The following is an 18,294-nucleotide window of genomic DNA, read 5'->3' on the forward strand; positions in this document are numbered from 1 at the left end:
AGGTTTGCCAAATTATGTGGGGAAAAGTACTCGGTTTTTGTTTTGGCTTTATGTTTGGCAAATTTATAGGAGCCTTACTAGGCCTATACCTAGGCCATATGTTCGATCGCAGCTTAAAACAAGACTTTGATAAAGCCGGTGGTTTTTCTGGTTTGTTTAAAGGCGATGATATTAACGAGCGCCAAGCACTTTTCTTTTCTAGCTGTTTTGCGGTGATGGGGCATATCGCCAAATCGAATGGTCGCGTTAGTGAAACGCATATTCGTGCGGCAAGTTTGTTTATGGACGAAATGGGCTTATCGGGTGATGAGCGAAGAGAAGCACAAGATGCCTTTCGTAGTGGTAAAGAAAGCGATTTTTCATTAAAAGAAACCGTTCATGACTTTAAAGAGCGCTTTGCTCGACGCCATGATTTATTGCAACTGTTCCTCGAAATACAAATCCAAATGGCCTTTTCTGATGGCCACCTTGCAGAGCAAGAAAAGCAGTTACTGCAAGAGGTGAGCAAGCAGTTAGGTATTTCACGTACGCAGTTTGCAATTCTATTAAAACGTTACCAAGCCGAATTTGCATTTCGCCAGCAACAGCAACGTTTTTATGAACAGCAGCGTCAACAAAGCCAGCAAAACCGTAGCACCCAGAGTGAAGAACGCGGTCATCGTGTGCCACCGAATAATGGTATGAATCGCGCCCAAGCGTTGGCTCTTTTAGGCTTAAACAATGATGCTTCAGCGAGAGATATTAAAGTTGCTTATCGAAAGCTCATGGCTCAGCATCACCCCGATAAGCTGGTATCGCAAGGTTTACCAAAACATATGATGGAAGTTGCGGTAAAGAAAAGCCAAGATATTCAAGCGGCTTATGAGTATTTAAAAAAGGCGGCGTAAAAATCCGTCGACTTCTTTGAGCAGCCGCTGGTGCTGCTCAGGCTCTGAAGGCACACCAAATAACTCTCTTTGTCGGTAGTCATATTTTGCGTGTTTTCTTACCCAACGTTTTCTGTCTTTAACACTTTGCAGCGTGTCAGGGTTACCCTCACTATAAAAAATATCCAGTAACGGTGGGCTGATAGTCGAAAGCGTGGCATTGAGATGCTGGTTACGAATACTGTTAGGTAAATAACTACCTAGGCTAATAAAAGCGTTTAGTTCGTTGTTTGGAAAGCTCGCATAATGTTCAATCAATAGCCCCGCACTGGCACCTTGTGCTACTACAATAATGCTGCCGCCTTCATCCATGGCACTGTTATACAAGGCATTGAATCTGGCAATTAGCTTTAATTTATAATCATCAAGTACGGCTTCACTAATATTAGGTTCACCTGTAACAAAATGCAGCGCTTGTTGTGTTTCGGCTGGTGGAGCAGGAGTTGATTGCTCATCGCCTTGTTGACTACTTTGTGTTGTTGACTCAGCTTCAGAGCTTTCAGGTGACTCGGGCGTTGTCACATCGACAGGGTGCCAATCAATGTCAGGCATGGTCATGGCAAGGGTTGCATAGCCAATTTCGTTTAACTGCTTGCGCAAAAAGTTAATACCAGCATTATTAGTGGGTAAGTGCTGCCAATCAGGAATGATTAGCACAATTCCGCGTTGACTGGCTGCCATCGATTGACGGTATAAACTAATGAACTCATCTTCACCGGCAAGCAGAGTACGTACTTCATCACTTGGTAAAAAGCGTTGAATATCGTTAGTGACCAAGCTTGACCAAGGGGTGGGTTTAATAAAATCGGCAGCATTCAAATTGCCCATCAACGCAAAACAGGCTGCGTAAGCTAAGCGATGTGCGGGTTTTAAATTCATGCCGATATTACCTGAGCCTTTAATTAAATCAGTGATTAATTAACTATCGGCAGTCTTTATTAAATATTTAGCGAATTGTCTTAAAACTCAGGAGCGGCTTCAAAAATCAGTGTTTCACCGCTTGCAGGGTGAGCTAAGGTAAGCATTTCGGCATGCAGTTGTAAGCGGGGAGCCATGGCGAATGCCTCGGGGTGAGCATACAACTTATCGCCTAAAATAGGGTGACCTAATGACAGCATGTGCACACGTAGTTGGTGAGAACGCCCAGTAATAGGAGTCAGCTCGACACGAGTTGCATTCTGTTCATGCTCAAGTACTTTAAAATGGGTTAATGACGGTTTGCCATTGTCGTGATCAACCATTTGCTTTGGGCGGTTCGGCCAATCACAAATAAGTGGTAAATCTACAGAACCAGTTTCTTGCTCAAGCTTACCAAATACACGAGCAATGTAGCGTTTCGCGGTTTTTCTATCTTGAAACTGAATGCTTAAATTACGATGCGCTTCTTTATGCATAGCTAAACAAATAATGCCAGAGGTCGCCATATCAAGGCGGTGAACAATTTTTGCCGTTGGGAAAACGCGATTAATGCGAGCAATAAGGCAGTCGGCGTGTTTTGGGTCTTTTCCCGGCACAGTAAGTAAACCACTTGGTTTATTCACAATAAGTAAGTCATCGTCTTGATAAACAATACTTAAATAAGGTGTCATTGGGGGATTATAATTGAGTAACACAGCCAGCCTCGATGATATGCAAGGGCGCTATTTTAAAGGAGTATGAGCGCTTACACAATGCCAGAGCTGGTTTTCGAGTAGCAGCTAAGATACAGTAAATTCAGCTATGGAGTTTAAATAAAAGGACAAGTAAATGTTTCGCCTTGGTTTAATTCGCAGTAAACCTTGTACACGTTGTGGCTTAGAAGTTAATGACCTTGAGCCAGAGTGCCCGCACTGTAAAGGCTTTTCAGGCCTACAAGCAGTATATTTAAAGCAGGCTTATAAAGACGATTTAATACAAAGAAATAAAAGCTTAGCTAAGTTATTTTGCAAGCTAGCGGTATTGGCCGTAATTATTACCCTTGTGGTGTTTTTTGCATAAAAAACGCGATGTGAAAGCACATCGCGTTTGTAGTTTTGAGTTTAGCGCTTCAACGTTAGTGAGAAACGACAATTAAACGAATTGCATCCAGTTTAACTTGGGCTTTTTCGATGTAAGTAGTGAGTTCAGTACGTTGCTTATCAAAAAAGCTAAGCTCTTCATCACGAATATTTGGGTTGATCTGCTTAAGTGCCGTTAAACGAGCTTGCTCTTCACCAAGGGCAGTTTGCATTTTCTCTAGTGATTCAGCACGCAGTGCTTCTAGCTTGGTTTGTGCCATGCCTTGTGCGCTGGTGATCATTGGGTGAATGGCACTTTGTAGCGCGCTGGCTAATTTACTTGCAGTTTGGCGACCAACCGCTGATAACTGCTGATTGAAAGCATCAAAAGCAACATTATCAGCCAGATTGTTACTGCCCTTATCTAATAAGATACGAATAGGCGTTGGTGGCAAGAAGCGGCCAACTTGAAGTGCTTTAGGCGCCATCGCCTCCGCAATGAAAATAAGTTCAACAAAGAAGGTACCAGCAGGTAGCTTTTTGTTTTTCAGTAACGCCACAGAGGCAGTACCAAAGTCATCATCACAAATCATGTCTAAGCTGCCTTGCACCATAGGGTGGTCCCAGCTGATGAAATGGGCGTCTTCTTGCGAAAGCGAGGTGCTGCGATCAAACGTTACTGTGATGCCATCATCTTTCAAACATGGGAAGGATGGGTTTAGCATGTGCTCAGTTGGTTTTAAGATAATGGTATTTTCACCTTTATCTTCTTGGCTTACACCAAAGGTGTCGAACACATTGATCATATAGCTTGGTAGCGTGAATTGGTCGTCTAATTCTTCGATATCAGCAACAAGGCTTTCTGCTCGGCCTTGGCCACTTGAATGCAGCTCTAGTAAGCGGTCACGACCACTTTCCATTTGCTTACGAAGCTTGGCATTTTGACCCGCCACTTGTTCTAGCAGTGGGTCTAGCTCTTCTTCGTCGCAATTGTGTGCACCAATAAACTCAAGTAGTTCTTCGCCATACTCTTTATACAGCATTTGCCCTGTTGTCGATGTTGTTTCAAACGCATCTAGGCCCTCGTTATACCAACGAAGTAACACTTCTTGTGCGGTGTTTTCAAAATACGGCACATGAATGTTTACGTCTTGAGTTTGACCAATACGGTCAAGACGACCAATGCGTTGCTCAAGTAAGTCTGGGTTAAGTGGTAAATCAAACAATACTAAGTGATGCGAGAATTGGAAGTTACGACCTTCAGAACCAATTTCAGAACAAAGTAGAATTTGCGCGCTGTCGTACTCGTCGGCAAAGTAAGCCGCTGCACGGTCACGTTCAACAATCGACATGCCTTCATGGAAAACAGAGGCTTTAATTGCTTCACGCTCACGTAAAATCTGTTCTAGGCTAAGTGCGGTTTCGGCTTTAGCACAGATAAGCAGTACTTTTTCGTGTTTAAGGGTTTTTAAGGTTTCGATTAACCAATCAACACGTGGATCAAATGCGCCCCAACTGGCATTTTCACCTTCAAACTCTTGGAAGATCTTTTCAGGAAATAGAGCGCGAAGTGCCGTTAGTTCAGCATTTTGAATGCCGCCCATATTACCCAGTACCGACATCGCCGTTTTATATTGTTTAGGCATTGTCATAGGGTATGCATGAAGCTTACGGCTTGGGTAACCATCAATACCGCTGCGGCTATTTCTAAATAAAATACGACCCGTACCATGGCGGTCCAGCAGCATTGATAAAATCTCGTTGCGCGCCGCTTCATCACCTTGCTCAGCTTTCGTTAAAAGCTCTGTGATATCGGTTTCTTTTAATAGCTCTTTTAATGTTGCACGAGATGCATCATCAAGGCCTTTTTCACCTAGTAATTGATTAGCAGCTTCAGCAATCTCTTTGTAGTTGCTTTCTTCTTCAACAAACGCATCGTAGTCGTAGAAACGATCTGGGTCGAGTAATTGCAAGCGGGCAAAGTGACTGCGGTGACCAAGTTGATCTGGCGTTGCAGTTAATAAGATAAGGCCCGGAATGTCTTGGCTTAACTCTGCCATGCGTTGGTATTCAGTGCTTGGCTTACCATTATTGATACTTAAATGGTGCGCTTCATCAACAACCAATAAATCCCAATCAGCCAGTGTTGCTTGCTCAAACCAACGTTTTTTCTTGCTTAAGAACTCAAGGCTAGTAAGTACTAACTGTTCTGTTTCGAATACGTTTGGTGAGTCTGCAAATGCTTCATCACAACGCTCTTCATCAAAGATTGAAAAACGTAAGTTAAAGCGGCGTAGCATTTCGACTAACCACTGATGCTGTAAGTTTTCAGGCACAACAATCAATACACGGCTAGCTCGGCCACTGATGATCTGTTGATGTAAAATCATACCTGCTTCAATGGTTTTACCTAAACCTACTTCATCAGAAAGTAATACGCGTGGTGCAAAACGTTTACCCACTTCTTGTGCAATATAAAGCTGATGCGGAATAAGGTTTGCACGCTGACCAATTAAACCTTTTAAAGGAGATTGTTGGCGCTCAAACTGGTGCTGCCAAGTTTGGTAGCGCAGGGTATAGCGGTCAAAGCGGTCCACTTGACCTGCAAATAAACGGTCTTGTGGTTTATTGAATTTGATAAAGTGATCTAAAAAGGTTTCTTTTAACTGCGCTTTTTCACCATTATCAACGCGAATGCCGTGATAGCATAGTAACTCGCCTTGCTCTTCAACAGACTCGACTTCTAATTCCCACTCTTCAACGCTGCGAATAATATCACCTGGATTAAATGCGACACGAGTAACAGGTGCTTCTGTTAAAGAATAAACTCTGTTTTCTCCACTGGCTGGAAATAAAATGCTGACCTGACGGCCTTCAAGGGCAACAACGGTGCCTAATCCTAAATCTGACTCAGTATCACTGATCCAACGCTGACCTAAGGAAAAATTCATGTATGTCTCGTCTATGAAGAAAAAAGGCGGCTATGTTACCTGTAACGCCATGCTACTTCAAGGCAGTAAACTCGCCGCGCACAATTAAATTTAGTCAACCTTTTTAAGCCATTATTAACGGTAAAAATTGTATGTATTTTAACCAGTTAAATAATTGTATATTTGTTTGTCATAAAAAGGACTTTTGTCGTAAATAGACTAAACTGAGTATATACCTGACGAATAAATCATAGCTTCATCCGCCGCTTGTTTAGTTTATTGGGTATAGCATAAAAATCATAAAACGTAAGGAAAGTGCTATGGAAAAAGCTTCGAACCTTGATAGTAAAATGTATGTGCTCGATACCAATGTGTTACTCCACGAACCCCTCGCTTATTTATCTTTCCAAGAACATGATGTTGTTATCCCCATGACAGTATTAGAAGAGCTCGACCACATTAAAGACAGGAAACATGACGTTAGCCGTGATGCCCGTGTTGCAATTCGTGGTTTAGATGAAGTGCTAAAGGACGCTTCGCCAGATCAAATGTTGCAGGGTGTCGCGCTCCCTAGTAACAAAAAGGCTAAAACAGAATCTCGTGGCCGCTTAATTATTGTTAATGACCATTTATTTGCAGACAGTATTTCGGGTTTACCTGGCAACGAAAACGACCATCGTATTATCAATTGCGCTGTACATCTGCAAAAACAGCACAGTGACAGCAAGGTGGTGCTTGTCACTAAAGACATCAATATGCGCCTTAAAGCGAAAGGGGCAGGGCTTAAATTTGTTGAAGACTACAGAACAGACCAATTAATTGACGACATAGCGTTGCTTACAAGCGGCTATAAAAAAATTGAAGGTGATTTTTGGCAACAGGTTGGAGAATGTGAAACAGAGCAGCAAGGCCGAGATACCTATCATTATGTGGCAAAAAGCACGATTAGCGATGTGTTCTGCAATGAATATATTTTAGATGAAAGTGACCACTTTGCAGCCCGAGTAACAAGCTACGATGATAAACAAATTACTTTAAAGGATATTAGTGTTGAGCGCTTGATGAGTCATACCGCGTGGGGTGTAAAACCAAAAAATGTTTATCAAGGGATGGCACTTGATGCGCTACTTGACCCAAGTATTGAATTGGTGATTTTAACTGGTCCCGCTGGCTGTGGTAAAACCTTACTTGCTCTTGCTAGTGCCCTCGAAATGATTATTGAAAAAGGCATTTACGATAAAGTGATTGTTACGCGTAATACCCCAGAGATTGCTGAATCAATTGGCTTTTTACCTGGCACTGAAGAAGAGAAAATGGCGCCGTGGTTAGCTGCCATTACCGATACGTTAGAAGTGCTGCATAAAGGGGACGAAAATCCAATTTCAAGCCGTAATTACATTATGGAAAAAGCCAATGTACAGTTTAAATCGGTAAACTTTATGCGTGGTCGTAGTATTCAAAATGCGGTTGTCATTTTGGATGAAAGTCAAAACTTAACTGCTTCACAACTGAAGACCATTATCACTCGCTGCGGCGAAGGCACTAAACTCATTTGCTCAGGTAACCTAGCGCAAATTGATAGTAATTACCTCACGCCTGTCACCTCAGGCTTAACTTATATTGTTGAACGTTTTAAAGATTTTCAGGGCAGTGCCACCGTTAACTTAAACGGTGTGGTACGTAGCCGCTTAGCCAGCTTTGCTGAAGAAAATTTATAACTTGCCAGTATTCCTATGCCTCGTTAACCTAGCTTTATCGAGGTAAGGTACTTATAAGCCAGTGAATTTTTTACCGTTAAAGCATTACTATCGCTCTTTAGCAGTGGCACTTATTGTGCCGCTGTTAGTGGCGTTTTTTTTGTGTTTACACCTATATAATTTAAAACTTGAGCGGGCGATAGAAAGCAGGCAAAGCGGGTTTAATAATATATCCGCTCAGCTTAGCCATGCGATGAGTGCCGCAGATGGCCTCATTGACACCATGTTTAAACTCTACGAGCAGCCACTTTCTTATGATTTTGATCCAAGTTGGGCACGCAATGTGAATCAATATGATCACTATTACTACCAAAGTGTTGGCGATGGAGTGGGGGAGATAGTCGGGCAAGGAAAGTTTGCCTCAACCGCTTATGCAATTAATCAATGGCGGCGAGTTATCGCTCTTGGCCCCTCTTTTAATACTACCCTGTCACTTGTTCAATCTTTAGAAGCCGTGGCTTATGTTAATGAGCAAGGTTTTGTTTATATTAAGCGCCGAAGTACGTCAAAAAGTGAATTCTTGACCAGTGTGTTAGATAACAAATTTAGGCCTCAATTAGTTAATAGTAATAAGCTTTCCTCAAGCTCTGTGTTGACAATTAATGGCCATGCTTATTTTGCAATTGGTAAGCAACGAGCAGCCAATAGTCGTGATTACATCGTGTTGATTTATGATCTTAAAGCAATTTCTAGCTGGTTAAAGAAAATAGCGCCTAACTATGGTGAGTATATTTTTATCAACCAAGATAACCAAGTTATTGCCAGCTCAAAAACAGCGCTTAACACTGCCATCAGTGCCAGTGAACATTGGCCGAATGTTGCTGTCGATATGCGCAAGAATAACCACAGCCATTTAGTGCAAGAAGCAACAAATTTACCTATTTACACTCGTTTCTATGAATCAAAGCAGGCCCTGAGTGAACCTGTTGGCTACGACATCTTTTTAGAATTCGCGTTTTTGAGTGTGTTTTTAGTGATGATGTTCAGCGCTGTTTTTTGGCTGAGTCAACGTATTTTTGTAAAACCAATGACGCACTTAATGAATTACCTTGAGCAGCATGATGAAGGTAAACAAGCGTTAGTTCATTATCGTATTCCTGTCGATTGGCAGCCTTGGTTCAGCCGTGTAAAACGAGTGTTTAGCCGCAATGAAGAGCTCGTCCAATCATTACAAGAGGCGAATAAAGCGCTTGACTCTCAGGTACAGGTAAAGTCAAAACAATTGCGTCGTAGTATTGATGCGAAAGAACGTCACTTAGCGTTATTAAATACCATGCTCAATAACGTGCCGGATCTTATTTATTTTAAGAATATTGATGGCTCGTTTTTAGGCTGTAATAAAGCGTATGAAGGCTATATTGGTTTGCCACAAGAGAAGTTAGTAGGCCAGCAATTATGTGATATTAGCGATGATAACGGCGAGTTAAATGAACTTGAGAAGCAGGTTTTAAGAGACAAAAAAACGTATCAAACTCGTCTTTCAAATTATGAGAAAACTTACCTTTTTAGCATTGTGCCATTTTACAACGAGCACCAGCAATTTCTTGGTACCATGGCGATTGGTCGTGATATTACCGAGCAGTATAATGCACTGAATGCACTACAAAGCTCAGAAGCGAAATTGCGCAGTGCTATGGAGTACGCAGCGAATGGGGTGCTTCTGGTATCACTTGAAGATCAAGTGCTGCAAGCAAATAAAGCGGCACGAAAAATCTTTGCAATTGAAAACGTTAATGGCCTCGAGTTAACAAACTTATTTGCTGAGCAGTCTTATCAGACGTTGAAAAATACTCTGACAGAGCTGCTGCATGAGAAGAAAAAAGTTTATCACTTTAGTCTTGAGCAGCAAGAACAGCAGCGCTGGCTGCAAATTAGTGTATCCCTAGTTTGGAATGCCGAGCAAACACCAGATTATTATGTTGTTCATGTACAGGATGTGACGGATTTAGTGCAAGCAAAAGATGATGCTGAGCGGGCAACGCTCGCTAAAAGCCGCTTTATTGCTAATCTCAGTCATGAAATACGCACACCACTCAATGCAGTACTAGGCTTAATTGATGTTATTGCATTGCAAGGGCTAACTGAGCATCAGCGCACTCATGCAGAGCAGGCAAAAACAGCAGCTAATAGTTTACTGACGCTTTTAAATCGAATGCTTGATTTTGCACGTGCCGAAAGTGCTCAACTGGAAATGAATAAAGCGCCTATGAGTTTAACTGATCTAATTGATTTTAGTCGAGGTGTGATCACTCCCTTATGCACAAATAAAGGCATTGATTTTACCATTGACCGTGATGAGAACATCAACGAATTCTTAATTGGCGACCAAATTTGTTTGCAGCAAGTTTTAGCCAATTTATTGACAAATGCAGCCAAGTTTACTGAACAAGGCACAATAACTCTGTGTTTAGAGCTGATTGAAGAGTCTTTAGAGCAGCAACTAATTTGTTTTACAGTTAAAGATACAGGTATAGGTATAAATAAGGCTGATCAAGGGCGGTTATTTGATGCTTTTACGCAAGGAGATGAGTCTTTAACACGCTCTCATCAGGGGGTCGGTTTAGGTTTAGCGATTGTTAAATACGAAGTCGCTTTAATGGGCGGAGAGATAAAACTTGATAGTGAAAAAGGCAAAGGCAGCAAATTTAGTTTTTGCTTACAGCTAGATAAAGCATCAGGACCTACAAAAAGAGAATTAGTTTGTTTGCCTTCGAGTACTGACTTATCTGGACTTTTAGTACTTGCAGTTGATGATAATCCGCTTAATTTGAGCATCATTAAGAGTATTTTGGAGCAAATAGATATTACTGTCATTTGTGCTCTAAATGGTAAAAAAGGTATAGAAATTGCTAAAGAGATCAAGCCTGACGTAATTTTTATGGATATTCAAATGCCTGTGATGGATGGTTGCCAAGCGACGCGAATTATTCGTCAATTATACACCAAAGAGCAAATGCCGATATACGCGCTTACCGCTCATAGTGAGGCTGCAGATATTGAGCATTCAATTGCGGCAGGAATGAATAAACACCTAACTAAACCTATTGTTGCGAGTAAATTGTTTTTAGCAATGAGTGAGCTTAAAAACTCAAAAGAAGCTTTTTTTGATAAGGCTTTTATCTTATCTCAATTTGGAAATGATAATAAGTTAGTATTAACTATGTTGTCGAAGTTTGCGACTATGGCAGCAGAGCAGTTAATACAAATTTCTACATTAAAGACTACCGACGAGTTGATCCGCGTGGTGCATAATGTGAAAGGATCGGCTGGTAACCTTGGGTTTAAACGATTGTCAGCGTGCGCTCAGCAGTGCGAGGCTACACTAAAAGCTAAAGGTGAACTTTCCGAACAATTAATTGATGAGTTGCAATGCCAAATAAAACAGGTTATTGCCTTTATCATCGAACAAGGATCTACTGATGTTGAAAAGAGCCAAGGTACTGATTGTTGATGACGATCCGTTAAACCGCTTGGTATTAGAAAAAACATTACAGCAAGACTATGATGTTTTTTGTGTTGAGAGTGGCGAAAAAGCACTGACGTTTCTAAAAACACAAAGTGTGGATCTGTTGATCTTGGATATTGTAATGCCAGGAATCGACGGCTATGAAGTACTCAACAAATTAAAAGAAAACGCAACGACAAGCATGCTACCGGTAATCTTTATCTCGGCAAATACTAGCCATGATGATGAAGCTAAAGGGTTAGAATTAGGGGCGATGGATTACATCACCAAACCTTTTAGTGCAGCGATCGTTCGTGCACGTGTGCGCAATCAATTAATGATCAAACAAAAAAATGACTTGCTTGAAATGCTCGCCTCAATTGATGGCCTAACAGAGATCCCAAACCGACGTTATTTAGATGAAAACTTAGCGCGAGAGTGGCGTCGTTGTCGTCGTGATCGAACACCATTATCAGTATTATTAATGGATGTTGATCACTTTAAACGTTACAACGATTGTTATGGTCACCGAGCAGGCGATGATTGTTTAAAACAAATTGCTCATGCCTTAGTTGGAGCATGTGAGCGAGGTAGTGACTTTGTTGCTCGTTATGGCGGTGAAGAGTTTGCAGCAGTACTTCCAAATACCTCTGCAAAAGAAGCTATGTCGTTTGCAAACAAATTACGTAATGCCGTTAATGAGTTAAATATTCCGCATAAAGCGTCACTAAATGCCGACCATGTCACAATTAGTATTGGTATTGCGACCACGGAAAATGGCCAGGTGTATGCAGAGCAAACATTACTTGAAGAAGCTGATTTAGGTCTTTATCAGGCAAAAGATGCTGGGCGTGATCAGATAGTATCGAGAATGATAGCTATGAGTGAACATAAGTAGGCAATAGCTGCCTACTTACAGAATTTAAATATGCAAGCTAGCCATTGCTAAGTGATTTATAAATCGTATCACCCACACCGATTAACTTATCATTTTTAAAAACCAGTGGTGTACATTCGTCTTTAGTCATCTTGCCATCAGAATGAATACTATGGGTTGCATAGAATAATACTTGGTACACATCATCACCCTGCTTTAATAACTCGGTAAAGTTAGGAGTATTTAGTTTGTTTAATACAGTTTGATAGCTGGTATTTAATGCAAGATTAGAGATCGCTTCACGGTTATTTTTATGCTGCTTTTGCCAGCTAGATGAGCTACCAGCCCAATGTGTGTCTGCTTCACCGTCAGAAACAGCAATGACACAACCAGTTAAAAATGGTGCAGTTAGCGCGGCAATTAGAAGTGCTTTTTTCATGTTATTTTATCCCGTAGAAATTGTTTTTAGTTAATCACTCAATTGCAAACTGCTTGCCAAACTTTTAAATTTCAATTAAATCAACTATTTAGGTTGTTTTTAGTGAAAGGGCTAAGTAATAAATTACTAACTACTTAGCTCTCTTGACTAATAAATTGCGATTTAGACCAACCTGTTACGCATCTCGCCTTGATTAAATGCTTGGATATTCAAAGCAATTTCGTTAACTAAACGCACGATAGATTCTTGGCTGGCCCAAGCAATATGCGGAGTAAGTAATAAGTTTGCGCCTTTATACTGTGCCAGCGGATTTGATTGCTCTGCAGGTTCTTTACTGAGTACATCAACACCGGCTCCGGCAATAACATTATTAGCTAATGCGTCAGCTAAATCGGCTTCATTGATAATTCCACCACGAGCAGTATTAATAATGATAGCTGACGGTTTCATCATGCTTAATTCTGTCGCGGCGATTTGGTTGCGTGTTTCATCAGTAAGTGGGCAGTGAACACTAATAATATCTGCTGTGGTTAGAGCATCATTAAAACTAACACGACCTTCACGAGGTGCATGGCCTTTTCGTTCACTGATGATGATATTAGCACCGAAAGCACGCGCTACATCGGCAACGGCTTTACCTAGTGAACCGTAACCAATAATAGCCAATGTTTTGCCTGCAATTTCTTTAAAGCTGTAATCTAAACGGCAAAACATAGGACTTTGCTGCCATAAGCCTTGCTGGCAATCATTAATATATCTGTGAGTATTGCCCAGTAAGTTAGTGATGAGAGTAAAGGTGTGCTGCACCACGCTCGGTGTTGAATAGCCCGCGACATTGGTCACCGCAATGCTATGCTCTTTGGCTGCTATTAAATCAATGTTGTTAGTCCCAGTCGCTGCAACACATATTAATTTTAAATTAGGTAATTTGCTCATGGCGTGCTGATCAATCACCACTTTATTACTGATAACGATATCGGCATCTTGGCAGCGCTCAACAACCTGTTCTTGAGCAGTTAAATCGTAACAGGTTAATTTACCTAATTGCGCTAAGGCATCTAACGACGTGTTGGCTAATGTCGCTGTATCAAGGACAGTAATATTCATGTGCTTTCCTTTTTTAATTTATTGCTTGACCTTGGGGTGTACTCCAAGGTTTATAGTGAGCATAATAAATAAACGCTTCACAATGGAGACGGTGATGAAAATAGGTGAGTTTGCCCGTCAGTTGGGTGTCTCAACAGATACGCTACGGTACTACGAAAAGCATGGTTTGTTAACGCCTAGTTCGCGTTCAGACGTGGGATATCGTTTTTATTCTGAGAATGACTATAAGCAAATGGCGTTTATTCTCAGAGCAAAGAATGTTGGCTTTAGTCTGGCTGAGATCAAAGAGCTACTGCAAATTAAGTTTCATAAAGATCAGCATTCTTGTCATGAAGTTAAAGAGATGACGTTACAAAAACGTGATCTGGTTGCACAACGAATTGCAGAGCTTACTCGCTTTTATGACTCACTTTCATTGTTAGCAGATAAATGTTGTGGCGGTGAAGAGCCTGCTGAAAACTGCTCAATACTAACGACGCTGGAGGATATCGATGGACTTACTCAATAATTTTTGGCATCTGTTTTTACTCTCAGCACCTTGGTTAATGCTGGGCTTATTCATAGCAGGTCTTCTCAATGTATATTTGCCTGCTAACTTTCTTAACCGGCATTTAGGCAAAGAAGGGTTGTGGACCACAGTTAAAGCAGCCTTTATAGGTGCTCCAATGCCCTTGTGCTCATGTGGTGTGATCCCAGCAGCCATTGGTTTAAGAAGAGCGGGGGCATCGAAAAGTGCCACCACCGCATTTTTAGTTTCAACCCCTGAAACTGGGGTCGATTCGGTTTCGGTATCTTATGTGTTGCTAGGCCCATTTATGGCGATAATACGTCCTATTGCCGCCGTGTGCAGCGCCATTGTGGCCGGCGTCTTAGTGGGGAAAGACAGTGAACTCCAACAAGTACAAAGTACAGAATCAGATAAAGAAAGTACTAAAGCAGACTCTTGTTGTAGTAGTAAACAGCCAAAGCCTGTGACCACAACGAGCTGTTGCAGTAAAGAGGCGCCAGCAAAGCCCGCACAAAGTTGTTGTAGTAGCAAGGAATCGCAACCAATACAGGAGCAGCAACAAAGTTGCTCAACAGAAAAAGCAGCGCCTATACAGAAAAGCTGTTGTAGCAGTGAGCAGCCAACCAAAGCCGTTGAAAGTCGTTTTAGCAAACTGAAACGCGCGGTGAGCTTTAGTTGCAATAAGCTGCTTGAAGACACCATGATTTGGCTAATGATCGGTTTATTCTTTGCAGCGCTTGTACAAACTTATGTACCAGAATCTTTTTTAAGCCAGTGGGGGAATGGCATCCTTGCTATGCTGGTGGTTATTTTAATCAGTATTCCTATGTATATTTGTGCAACTGCATCGACACCTATAGCGGCAGGTTTATTACTCAGTGGTGTATCTCCGGGGGCGGTGCTGGTGTTTATGTTAGCTGGGCCGGCAACCAATATCGCAACGCTTGGTGTCGTTGGTAAAGAGCTTGGCAAGCGAGCGGTATTTGCCTACCTAATAGGTGTGATTGGCACGGCACTGGCTTTTGGCTTTTTAACCGATTATTTAGTGGCGCAATATGGTTTTGTGGTAGCGCCGATGATGGGTGAAGAGCACGAGGTTCTACCTCATTGGTTAAGCCTTGCTGCAGGTATTGTGTTGGCAATTTTAATACTCAGATTGCTGTTAAAAATGGTATTAAAAAAATCCTCGCAAACTGGTAAGAGCATTGCTTAATTATTTGTTATAGATAAATATTTTATACATTGATTGGCATTTAATTTGGTTAACTATCGCGTCTCGGTTCGCATTTAAAATTGCCTGAGTTATAATCCGCCAATTATTTTTAACGGTACGCTTTGCGTGCCGTTTTTTAACTTAAGTAGTTTTTAATGAGTGAAAGTGTGGATAAATACGCCGACATAAGACCTTACAATGATGATGAAGTAGCTGACTCAGTAGCGCGTTTGATTGCTGATAATGCCTTTGTAGATGTAATCGCTAAGTATAACTTACCGCGCTTTTTATCGAACTTCCCATTTATTACTCGCCCATTAGTGCGCAGCCAGCTGCGTAAAAAGTGGGGTAACACCTCATCGGTTGAGCAAGTTCAGCACGAAGTGGCTGATTATTTGAACAAACTAATTACCCGTACTACTTCAGAGGTAACGTTTTCGGGCATTGATAAACTAGACCCAAAACAAGCTTACTTATTTATCTCTAATCACCGCGATATAGTGCTTGATCCTGCGCTCGTTAATTGGGGCTTGTTTAAGCACAACATGCCGACAGTTCGTATCGCCATTGGTGATAACTTACTGCAAATTCCTTATATCACTGAGTTAATGCGTTTAAACAAGAGCTTTATTGTGAAGCGCTCAGCGAAAGCACCGAAAGAGATGCTAAAAGCGCTGTCGCAGCTGTCTGCTTATATTTATGACTCACTTGCTGAAGGCCACTCAATTTGGATAGCGCAAAAAGAAGGCCGAGCAAAAGACGGTTTTGACCAAACAGATCCTGCCCTGCTTAAAATGTTGCAGTTACAAGGCCGCAAGCAGAAGAAAGAGTTTGCTGAATACGTACGCGAATTAAAAATTGTACCTGTGTCTATCTCTTATCAATACGAGCCATGCGCGATTGCTAAAGCGAAAGAGCTTTATCATAAACAGCAACATGGCCAGTATGTAAAACAGCAGGGTGAAGACATAGCAAGTATTGTTGAAGGTTTTAGCACCGCCAAAGGGCATGTACATTTAGCGTTTGGCGAGCCAATTGAGTCGGGCTGTGAATCGCCTGAAGAGCTGGCAAAAACTATTGATCAGCAAATTGTTGATTCGTTTTTCTTACACCCAGGCAATTATATTGCAGGTGGTTGTACGCAAGCTGTGATTGATGAAAAAGATGCCGCTGCATTTTATGAGCGTATCGCAAAAGTGCCAGAGGAGTTAAAGCCTTTGGTATTAGCTATGTACGCTAAGCCTTTTCATCGTAAAGCAGAACTTGCAACAAGCGAGTCTAAGTAAGCGAAACAAATAGTTTAAGAAGCCACTTTTTAAAGTGGCTTTTTTTATGGTTAATTTTCAGGCTATACTTTTACTATTACTTATTAACCGGCATTTGTGATGCAACAGATTGAAATATTTGAAATTCCAAGCCCTTGCAAAGGGATATGCCAAGTTAATAACCGGGGTTATTGTAAAGGCTGCTATCGTAGTCGTGATGAGCGATTTTATTGGAATAAGTTTACCAATGCGGAAAAACGTAAAGTGATCAGTCTATGCCAACAGCGTTACAAACGTTACCTTCAGAAAAAGCAACAAGCTGAAAATCAACAATCAACGCCTGAGCAAGGAGGGTTTGATTTCTAAAATTCGGTGAGATTGTACTTTGATTTTAAAAATTGCACAGTGCCATTTTCATCAAATTTCTCTAGTACTCTAGTTAGTTTGGGTATTAGTTTCTCATGACGTTTATGAACAAAGTGATAGCTTTGCATTGGCATCAGCACTTGTTTGTGAAATGCATCTTGATCAAAGTCAGGGTGTTTAGTTGATAACATAAAATCGAGTAAAATTGCGCCTTCAACACGATTTTGCGTAAGTAGATTCAATTGAGCCGTGACATTTCTAACTTTTATTACATCCCCTTTAAAAGGATGTCGTTCAATGTAACTCTGTGCTGCAGGGTAACTTGATTGGATTGCGAGCGATTTTAGTTTTGGGTAATAGCATGTTTTGCAGTTTTTTAGCAGGATTAAATTAAAATCAAATAAAGGGTAGTTCACTTTTATTAAGTTTGGATAGCCTTCTTTGACATCAGCAATGCGACCAAGCTGACCATCTAATACACCTTGATTTGCGGCCTCCAGCGCATTTTGATGGCTAAAATCAATGATACTTATTTCGTAGCCAATTTCTTTATAGGCCATTTTAAGTAAATCAATAACAAAGCGAGCTTGTGGAGTATCAGCAGGACGATTAAAAAAGAGAGTGTGGGTATTGGCTAAACTTGAAAAGCAAAAGAATAATAATAAAAAGGCGAATCTGTGGCTCAGATATTTTGACAACATGCGTTCCTTGCGTACATAAATTGCTCGTTAATTTACTGGCAAGTGTTGCTAAAATCAAGTTTCGTCAGAGGCTTTTTTGGGCTAATTTATCGGATTAAACGGTTTGAATTTTGTTATACTAGATAAATCAAATTATTAAAGCTGAGAAAGTATGAGTTTCAATTTATGTAAATTGCCAAGAGAGCAAAAATATCAAATTCAATTGGACTACGAAGCATCATTTTGGGCTTATCAAATAAAGCGCGGTAAAAATACGCGTGAAGGTGTTTATACTGCAATAAATAATCGTCCTATGTCTGAGCAGGCTTTTCTTAAGCAACAATTTGAGCATTACCTTTCGTTAATGAGCTAGTCATGGCAGCGTTTAGATTTTGTTTACTTGAGCCAATTAAAACGCCGTTAGTAAATAAATTTTATGATAAACACAATGCACGTGGCCGAGCAACCAAGGCTGACCAAGTATGGGTTGCCTATAAAGATTCTGAGATAATCGCGGCGTGTAGAGTACAAGACCAATCAGGGCTATTATTTTTGTCTACTCTTTATGTAGATGAATTATGGCGTGGTCAAAGGGTTGCTTCGCAGCTACTTGCGGCCGTAACCGCTCGGCAAAAGAAGGTTGTTTTTACCTTCGTGTACCAAAATCTGATTGATTTTTATCTACAAAATGGGTTTAACTATATATTAACATTACCAAACTCCTTGCAATCACTATTTGAACTTTATGCACACCGAAAAATTGTTGCGATGCACTTTACGCGTGACACAGTGCCAAGTTAGCAAT

Annotated in this window: 17 protein-coding genes; 11 read left to right on the forward strand and 6 right to left on the reverse strand. The window is 41.1% G+C overall.

All coding sequences use genetic code 11. The annotated features are described in order from the left end of the window. Window positions 1–14 precede the first annotated feature (14 nt). On the forward strand, window positions 15–887 hold the full coding sequence (djlA, locus tag BIZ38_RS11145; RefSeq protein WP_187490283.1) for a co-chaperone DjlA: 873 nt from the start codon (window positions 15–17) through the stop codon (window positions 885–887). On the opposite strand, the gene BIZ38_RS11150 is transcribed toward djlA, so the two are convergent. Beyond that, complete coding sequence (locus BIZ38_RS11150) at window positions 870–1,805, reverse strand: DUF3530 family protein (RefSeq protein WP_187490284.1); 936 nt, start codon at window positions 1,803–1,805, stop codon at window positions 870–872. The two genes, djlA and BIZ38_RS11150, sit on opposite strands and share 18 nt — an antisense overlap. A gap of 80 nt (window positions 1,806–1,885) precedes the next feature. Continuing rightward, entirely contained in the window at window positions 1,886–2,539 is a 654-nt protein-coding gene (gene rluA / locus BIZ38_RS11155) for a bifunctional tRNA pseudouridine(32) synthase/23S rRNA pseudouridine(746) synthase RluA (protein ID WP_187490285.1), read from the reverse strand. Window positions 2,540–2,672: 133 nt separating this feature from the next. On the opposite strand from rluA, the gene BIZ38_RS11160 reads away from it, so the two are divergent. After that, on the forward strand, window positions 2,673–2,903 hold the full coding sequence (locus BIZ38_RS11160) for a hypothetical protein (RefSeq protein ID WP_187490286.1): 231 nt from the start codon (window positions 2,673–2,675) through the stop codon (window positions 2,901–2,903). A gap of 55 nt (window positions 2,904–2,958) precedes the next feature. Here the strand turns inward: BIZ38_RS11160 and rapA are convergent, their stop codons facing one another. Next, window positions 2,959–5,853, reverse strand: coding sequence for an RNA polymerase-associated protein RapA (rapA, locus tag BIZ38_RS11165; protein WP_187490287.1), 2,895 nt, complete (start codon window positions 5,851–5,853; stop codon window positions 2,959–2,961). A gap of 299 nt (window positions 5,854–6,152) precedes the next feature. On the opposite strand from rapA, the gene BIZ38_RS11170 reads away from it, so the two are divergent. From BIZ38_RS11170 to BIZ38_RS11180, 3 genes are all read left to right on the forward strand, one after another. After that, entirely contained in the window at window positions 6,153–7,550 is a 1,398-nt protein-coding gene (locus BIZ38_RS11170; RefSeq protein ID WP_187490288.1) for a PhoH family protein, read from the forward strand. Between the two features lie 61 nt (window positions 7,551–7,611). Further along, window positions 7,612–11,040: an ATP-binding protein gene (locus tag BIZ38_RS11175; protein ID WP_187490289.1), complete on the forward strand. Its 3,429-nt coding sequence runs from the start codon at window positions 7,612–7,614 to the stop codon at window positions 11,038–11,040. After that, window positions 11,009–11,932, forward strand: coding sequence for a diguanylate cyclase (locus tag BIZ38_RS11180; RefSeq protein ID WP_187490290.1), 924 nt, complete (start codon window positions 11,009–11,011; stop codon window positions 11,930–11,932). The genes BIZ38_RS11175 and BIZ38_RS11180 overlap by 32 nt, the downstream gene beginning before the upstream one ends. Before the next feature lie 37 nt (window positions 11,933–11,969). On the opposite strand, the gene BIZ38_RS11185 is transcribed toward BIZ38_RS11180, so the two are convergent. Beyond that, a complete protein-coding gene (locus BIZ38_RS11185) occupies window positions 11,970–12,350 on the reverse strand; it encodes a DUF3192 domain-containing protein (protein ID WP_187490291.1) in 381 nt (126 codons plus the stop codon). Between the two features lie 162 nt (window positions 12,351–12,512). Further along, window positions 12,513–13,457 carry a D-2-hydroxyacid dehydrogenase gene (locus BIZ38_RS11190; protein ID WP_187490292.1) on the reverse strand — a complete coding sequence of 315 codons (945 nt, stop codon included), beginning with the start codon at window positions 13,455–13,457 and terminating at the stop codon, window positions 12,513–12,515. 94 nt (window positions 13,458–13,551) lie between these two features. Here BIZ38_RS11190 and zntR point away from each other — a divergent pair, with 94 nt between their 5' ends. The 4 genes from zntR (at window position 13,552) to BIZ38_RS11210 (ending at window position 16,809) form a co-directional block, all read left to right on the forward strand. Next, a complete protein-coding gene (gene zntR, locus BIZ38_RS11195) occupies window positions 13,552–13,965 on the forward strand; it encodes a Zn(2+)-responsive transcriptional regulator (protein WP_082874003.1) in 414 nt (137 codons plus the stop codon). Further along, window positions 13,949–15,178, forward strand: a complete 1,230-nt coding sequence (locus tag BIZ38_RS11200; RefSeq protein ID WP_138616258.1) for an SO_0444 family Cu/Zn efflux transporter — start codon at window positions 13,949–13,951, stop codon at window positions 15,176–15,178. Before zntR ends, BIZ38_RS11200 begins: the two co-directional genes overlap by 17 nt. Before the next feature lie 155 nt (window positions 15,179–15,333). Further along, window positions 15,334–16,464, forward strand: a complete 1,131-nt coding sequence (locus BIZ38_RS11205) for a 1-acyl-sn-glycerol-3-phosphate acyltransferase (protein WP_138616260.1) — start codon at window positions 15,334–15,336, stop codon at window positions 16,462–16,464. 99 nt (window positions 16,465–16,563) lie between these two features. Continuing rightward, complete coding sequence (locus BIZ38_RS11210; protein ID WP_138616262.1) at window positions 16,564–16,809, forward strand: DUF1289 domain-containing protein; 246 nt, start codon at window positions 16,564–16,566, stop codon at window positions 16,807–16,809. Here the strand turns inward: BIZ38_RS11210 and BIZ38_RS11215 are convergent. Continuing rightward, the gene (locus tag BIZ38_RS11215) at window positions 16,806–17,510 is read right to left on the reverse strand and encodes a transporter substrate-binding domain-containing protein (RefSeq protein WP_138616264.1); all 705 of its coding nucleotides are present in this window, start codon (window positions 17,508–17,510) and stop codon (window positions 16,806–16,808) included. The two genes, BIZ38_RS11210 and BIZ38_RS11215, sit on opposite strands and share 4 nt — an antisense overlap. Window positions 17,511–17,661: 151 nt before the next feature. Here BIZ38_RS11215 and BIZ38_RS11220 point away from each other — a divergent pair, with 151 nt between their 5' ends. Both BIZ38_RS11220 and BIZ38_RS11225 read left to right on the forward strand, forming a co-directional pair. Continuing rightward, window positions 17,662–17,862 (forward strand): DUF3283 family protein, encoded by a 201-nt coding sequence (locus BIZ38_RS11220; protein ID WP_036966037.1) that lies wholly within the window; start codon window positions 17,662–17,664, stop codon window positions 17,860–17,862. Between the two features lie 2 nt (window positions 17,863–17,864). Then, the gene (locus BIZ38_RS11225; RefSeq protein WP_054552678.1) at window positions 17,865–18,290 is read left to right on the forward strand and encodes a GNAT family N-acetyltransferase; all 426 of its coding nucleotides are present in this window, start codon (window positions 17,865–17,867) and stop codon (window positions 18,288–18,290) included. Window positions 18,291–18,294 lie beyond the last annotated feature (4 nt).

It is taken from the genome of Pseudoalteromonas sp. BZK2 (assembly GCF_014349195.1).
Classification (GTDB): domain Bacteria; phylum Pseudomonadota; class Gammaproteobacteria; order Enterobacterales; family Alteromonadaceae; genus Pseudoalteromonas; species Pseudoalteromonas simplex.

Excerpts from the sequence above, each read along its gene's own strand:
- djlA (WP_187490283.1), top strand. The coding sequence starts at position 15 with ATGTGGGGAAAAGTACTCGGTTTTTGTTTTGGCTTTATGTTTGGCAAA.
- BIZ38_RS11150 (WP_187490284.1), bottom strand. The coding sequence starts at position 1,805 with ATGAATTTAAAACCCGCACATCGCTTAGCTTACGCAGCCTGTTTTGCG.
- BIZ38_RS11160 (WP_187490286.1), top strand. The coding sequence starts at position 2,673 with ATGTTTCGCCTTGGTTTAATTCGCAGTAAACCTTGTACACGTTGTGGC.
- rapA (WP_187490287.1), bottom strand. The coding sequence starts at position 5,853 with ATGAATTTTTCCTTAGGTCAGCGTTGGATCAGTGATACTGAGTCAGAT.
- BIZ38_RS11170 (WP_187490288.1), top strand. The coding sequence starts at position 6,153 with ATGGAAAAAGCTTCGAACCTTGATAGTAAAATGTATGTGCTCGATACC.
- BIZ38_RS11180 (WP_187490290.1), top strand. The coding sequence starts at position 11,009 with ATGTTGAAAAGAGCCAAGGTACTGATTGTTGATGACGATCCGTTAAAC.
- BIZ38_RS11185 (WP_187490291.1), bottom strand. The coding sequence starts at position 12,350 with ATGAAAAAAGCACTTCTAATTGCCGCGCTAACTGCACCATTTTTAACT.
- BIZ38_RS11190 (WP_187490292.1), bottom strand. The coding sequence starts at position 13,457 with ATGAATATTACTGTCCTTGATACAGCGACATTAGCCAACACGTCGTTA.
- zntR (WP_082874003.1), top strand. The coding sequence starts at position 13,552 with ATGAAAATAGGTGAGTTTGCCCGTCAGTTGGGTGTCTCAACAGATACG.
- BIZ38_RS11200 (WP_138616258.1), top strand. The coding sequence starts at position 13,949 with ATGGACTTACTCAATAATTTTTGGCATCTGTTTTTACTCTCAGCACCT.
- BIZ38_RS11205 (WP_138616260.1), top strand. The coding sequence starts at position 15,334 with ATGAGTGAAAGTGTGGATAAATACGCCGACATAAGACCTTACAATGAT.
- BIZ38_RS11210 (WP_138616262.1), top strand. The coding sequence starts at position 16,564 with ATGCAACAGATTGAAATATTTGAAATTCCAAGCCCTTGCAAAGGGATA.
- BIZ38_RS11215 (WP_138616264.1), bottom strand. The coding sequence starts at position 17,510 with ATGTTGTCAAAATATCTGAGCCACAGATTCGCCTTTTTATTATTATTC.
- BIZ38_RS11220 (WP_036966037.1), top strand. The coding sequence starts at position 17,662 with ATGAGTTTCAATTTATGTAAATTGCCAAGAGAGCAAAAATATCAAATT.
- BIZ38_RS11225 (WP_054552678.1), top strand. The coding sequence starts at position 17,865 with ATGGCAGCGTTTAGATTTTGTTTACTTGAGCCAATTAAAACGCCGTTA.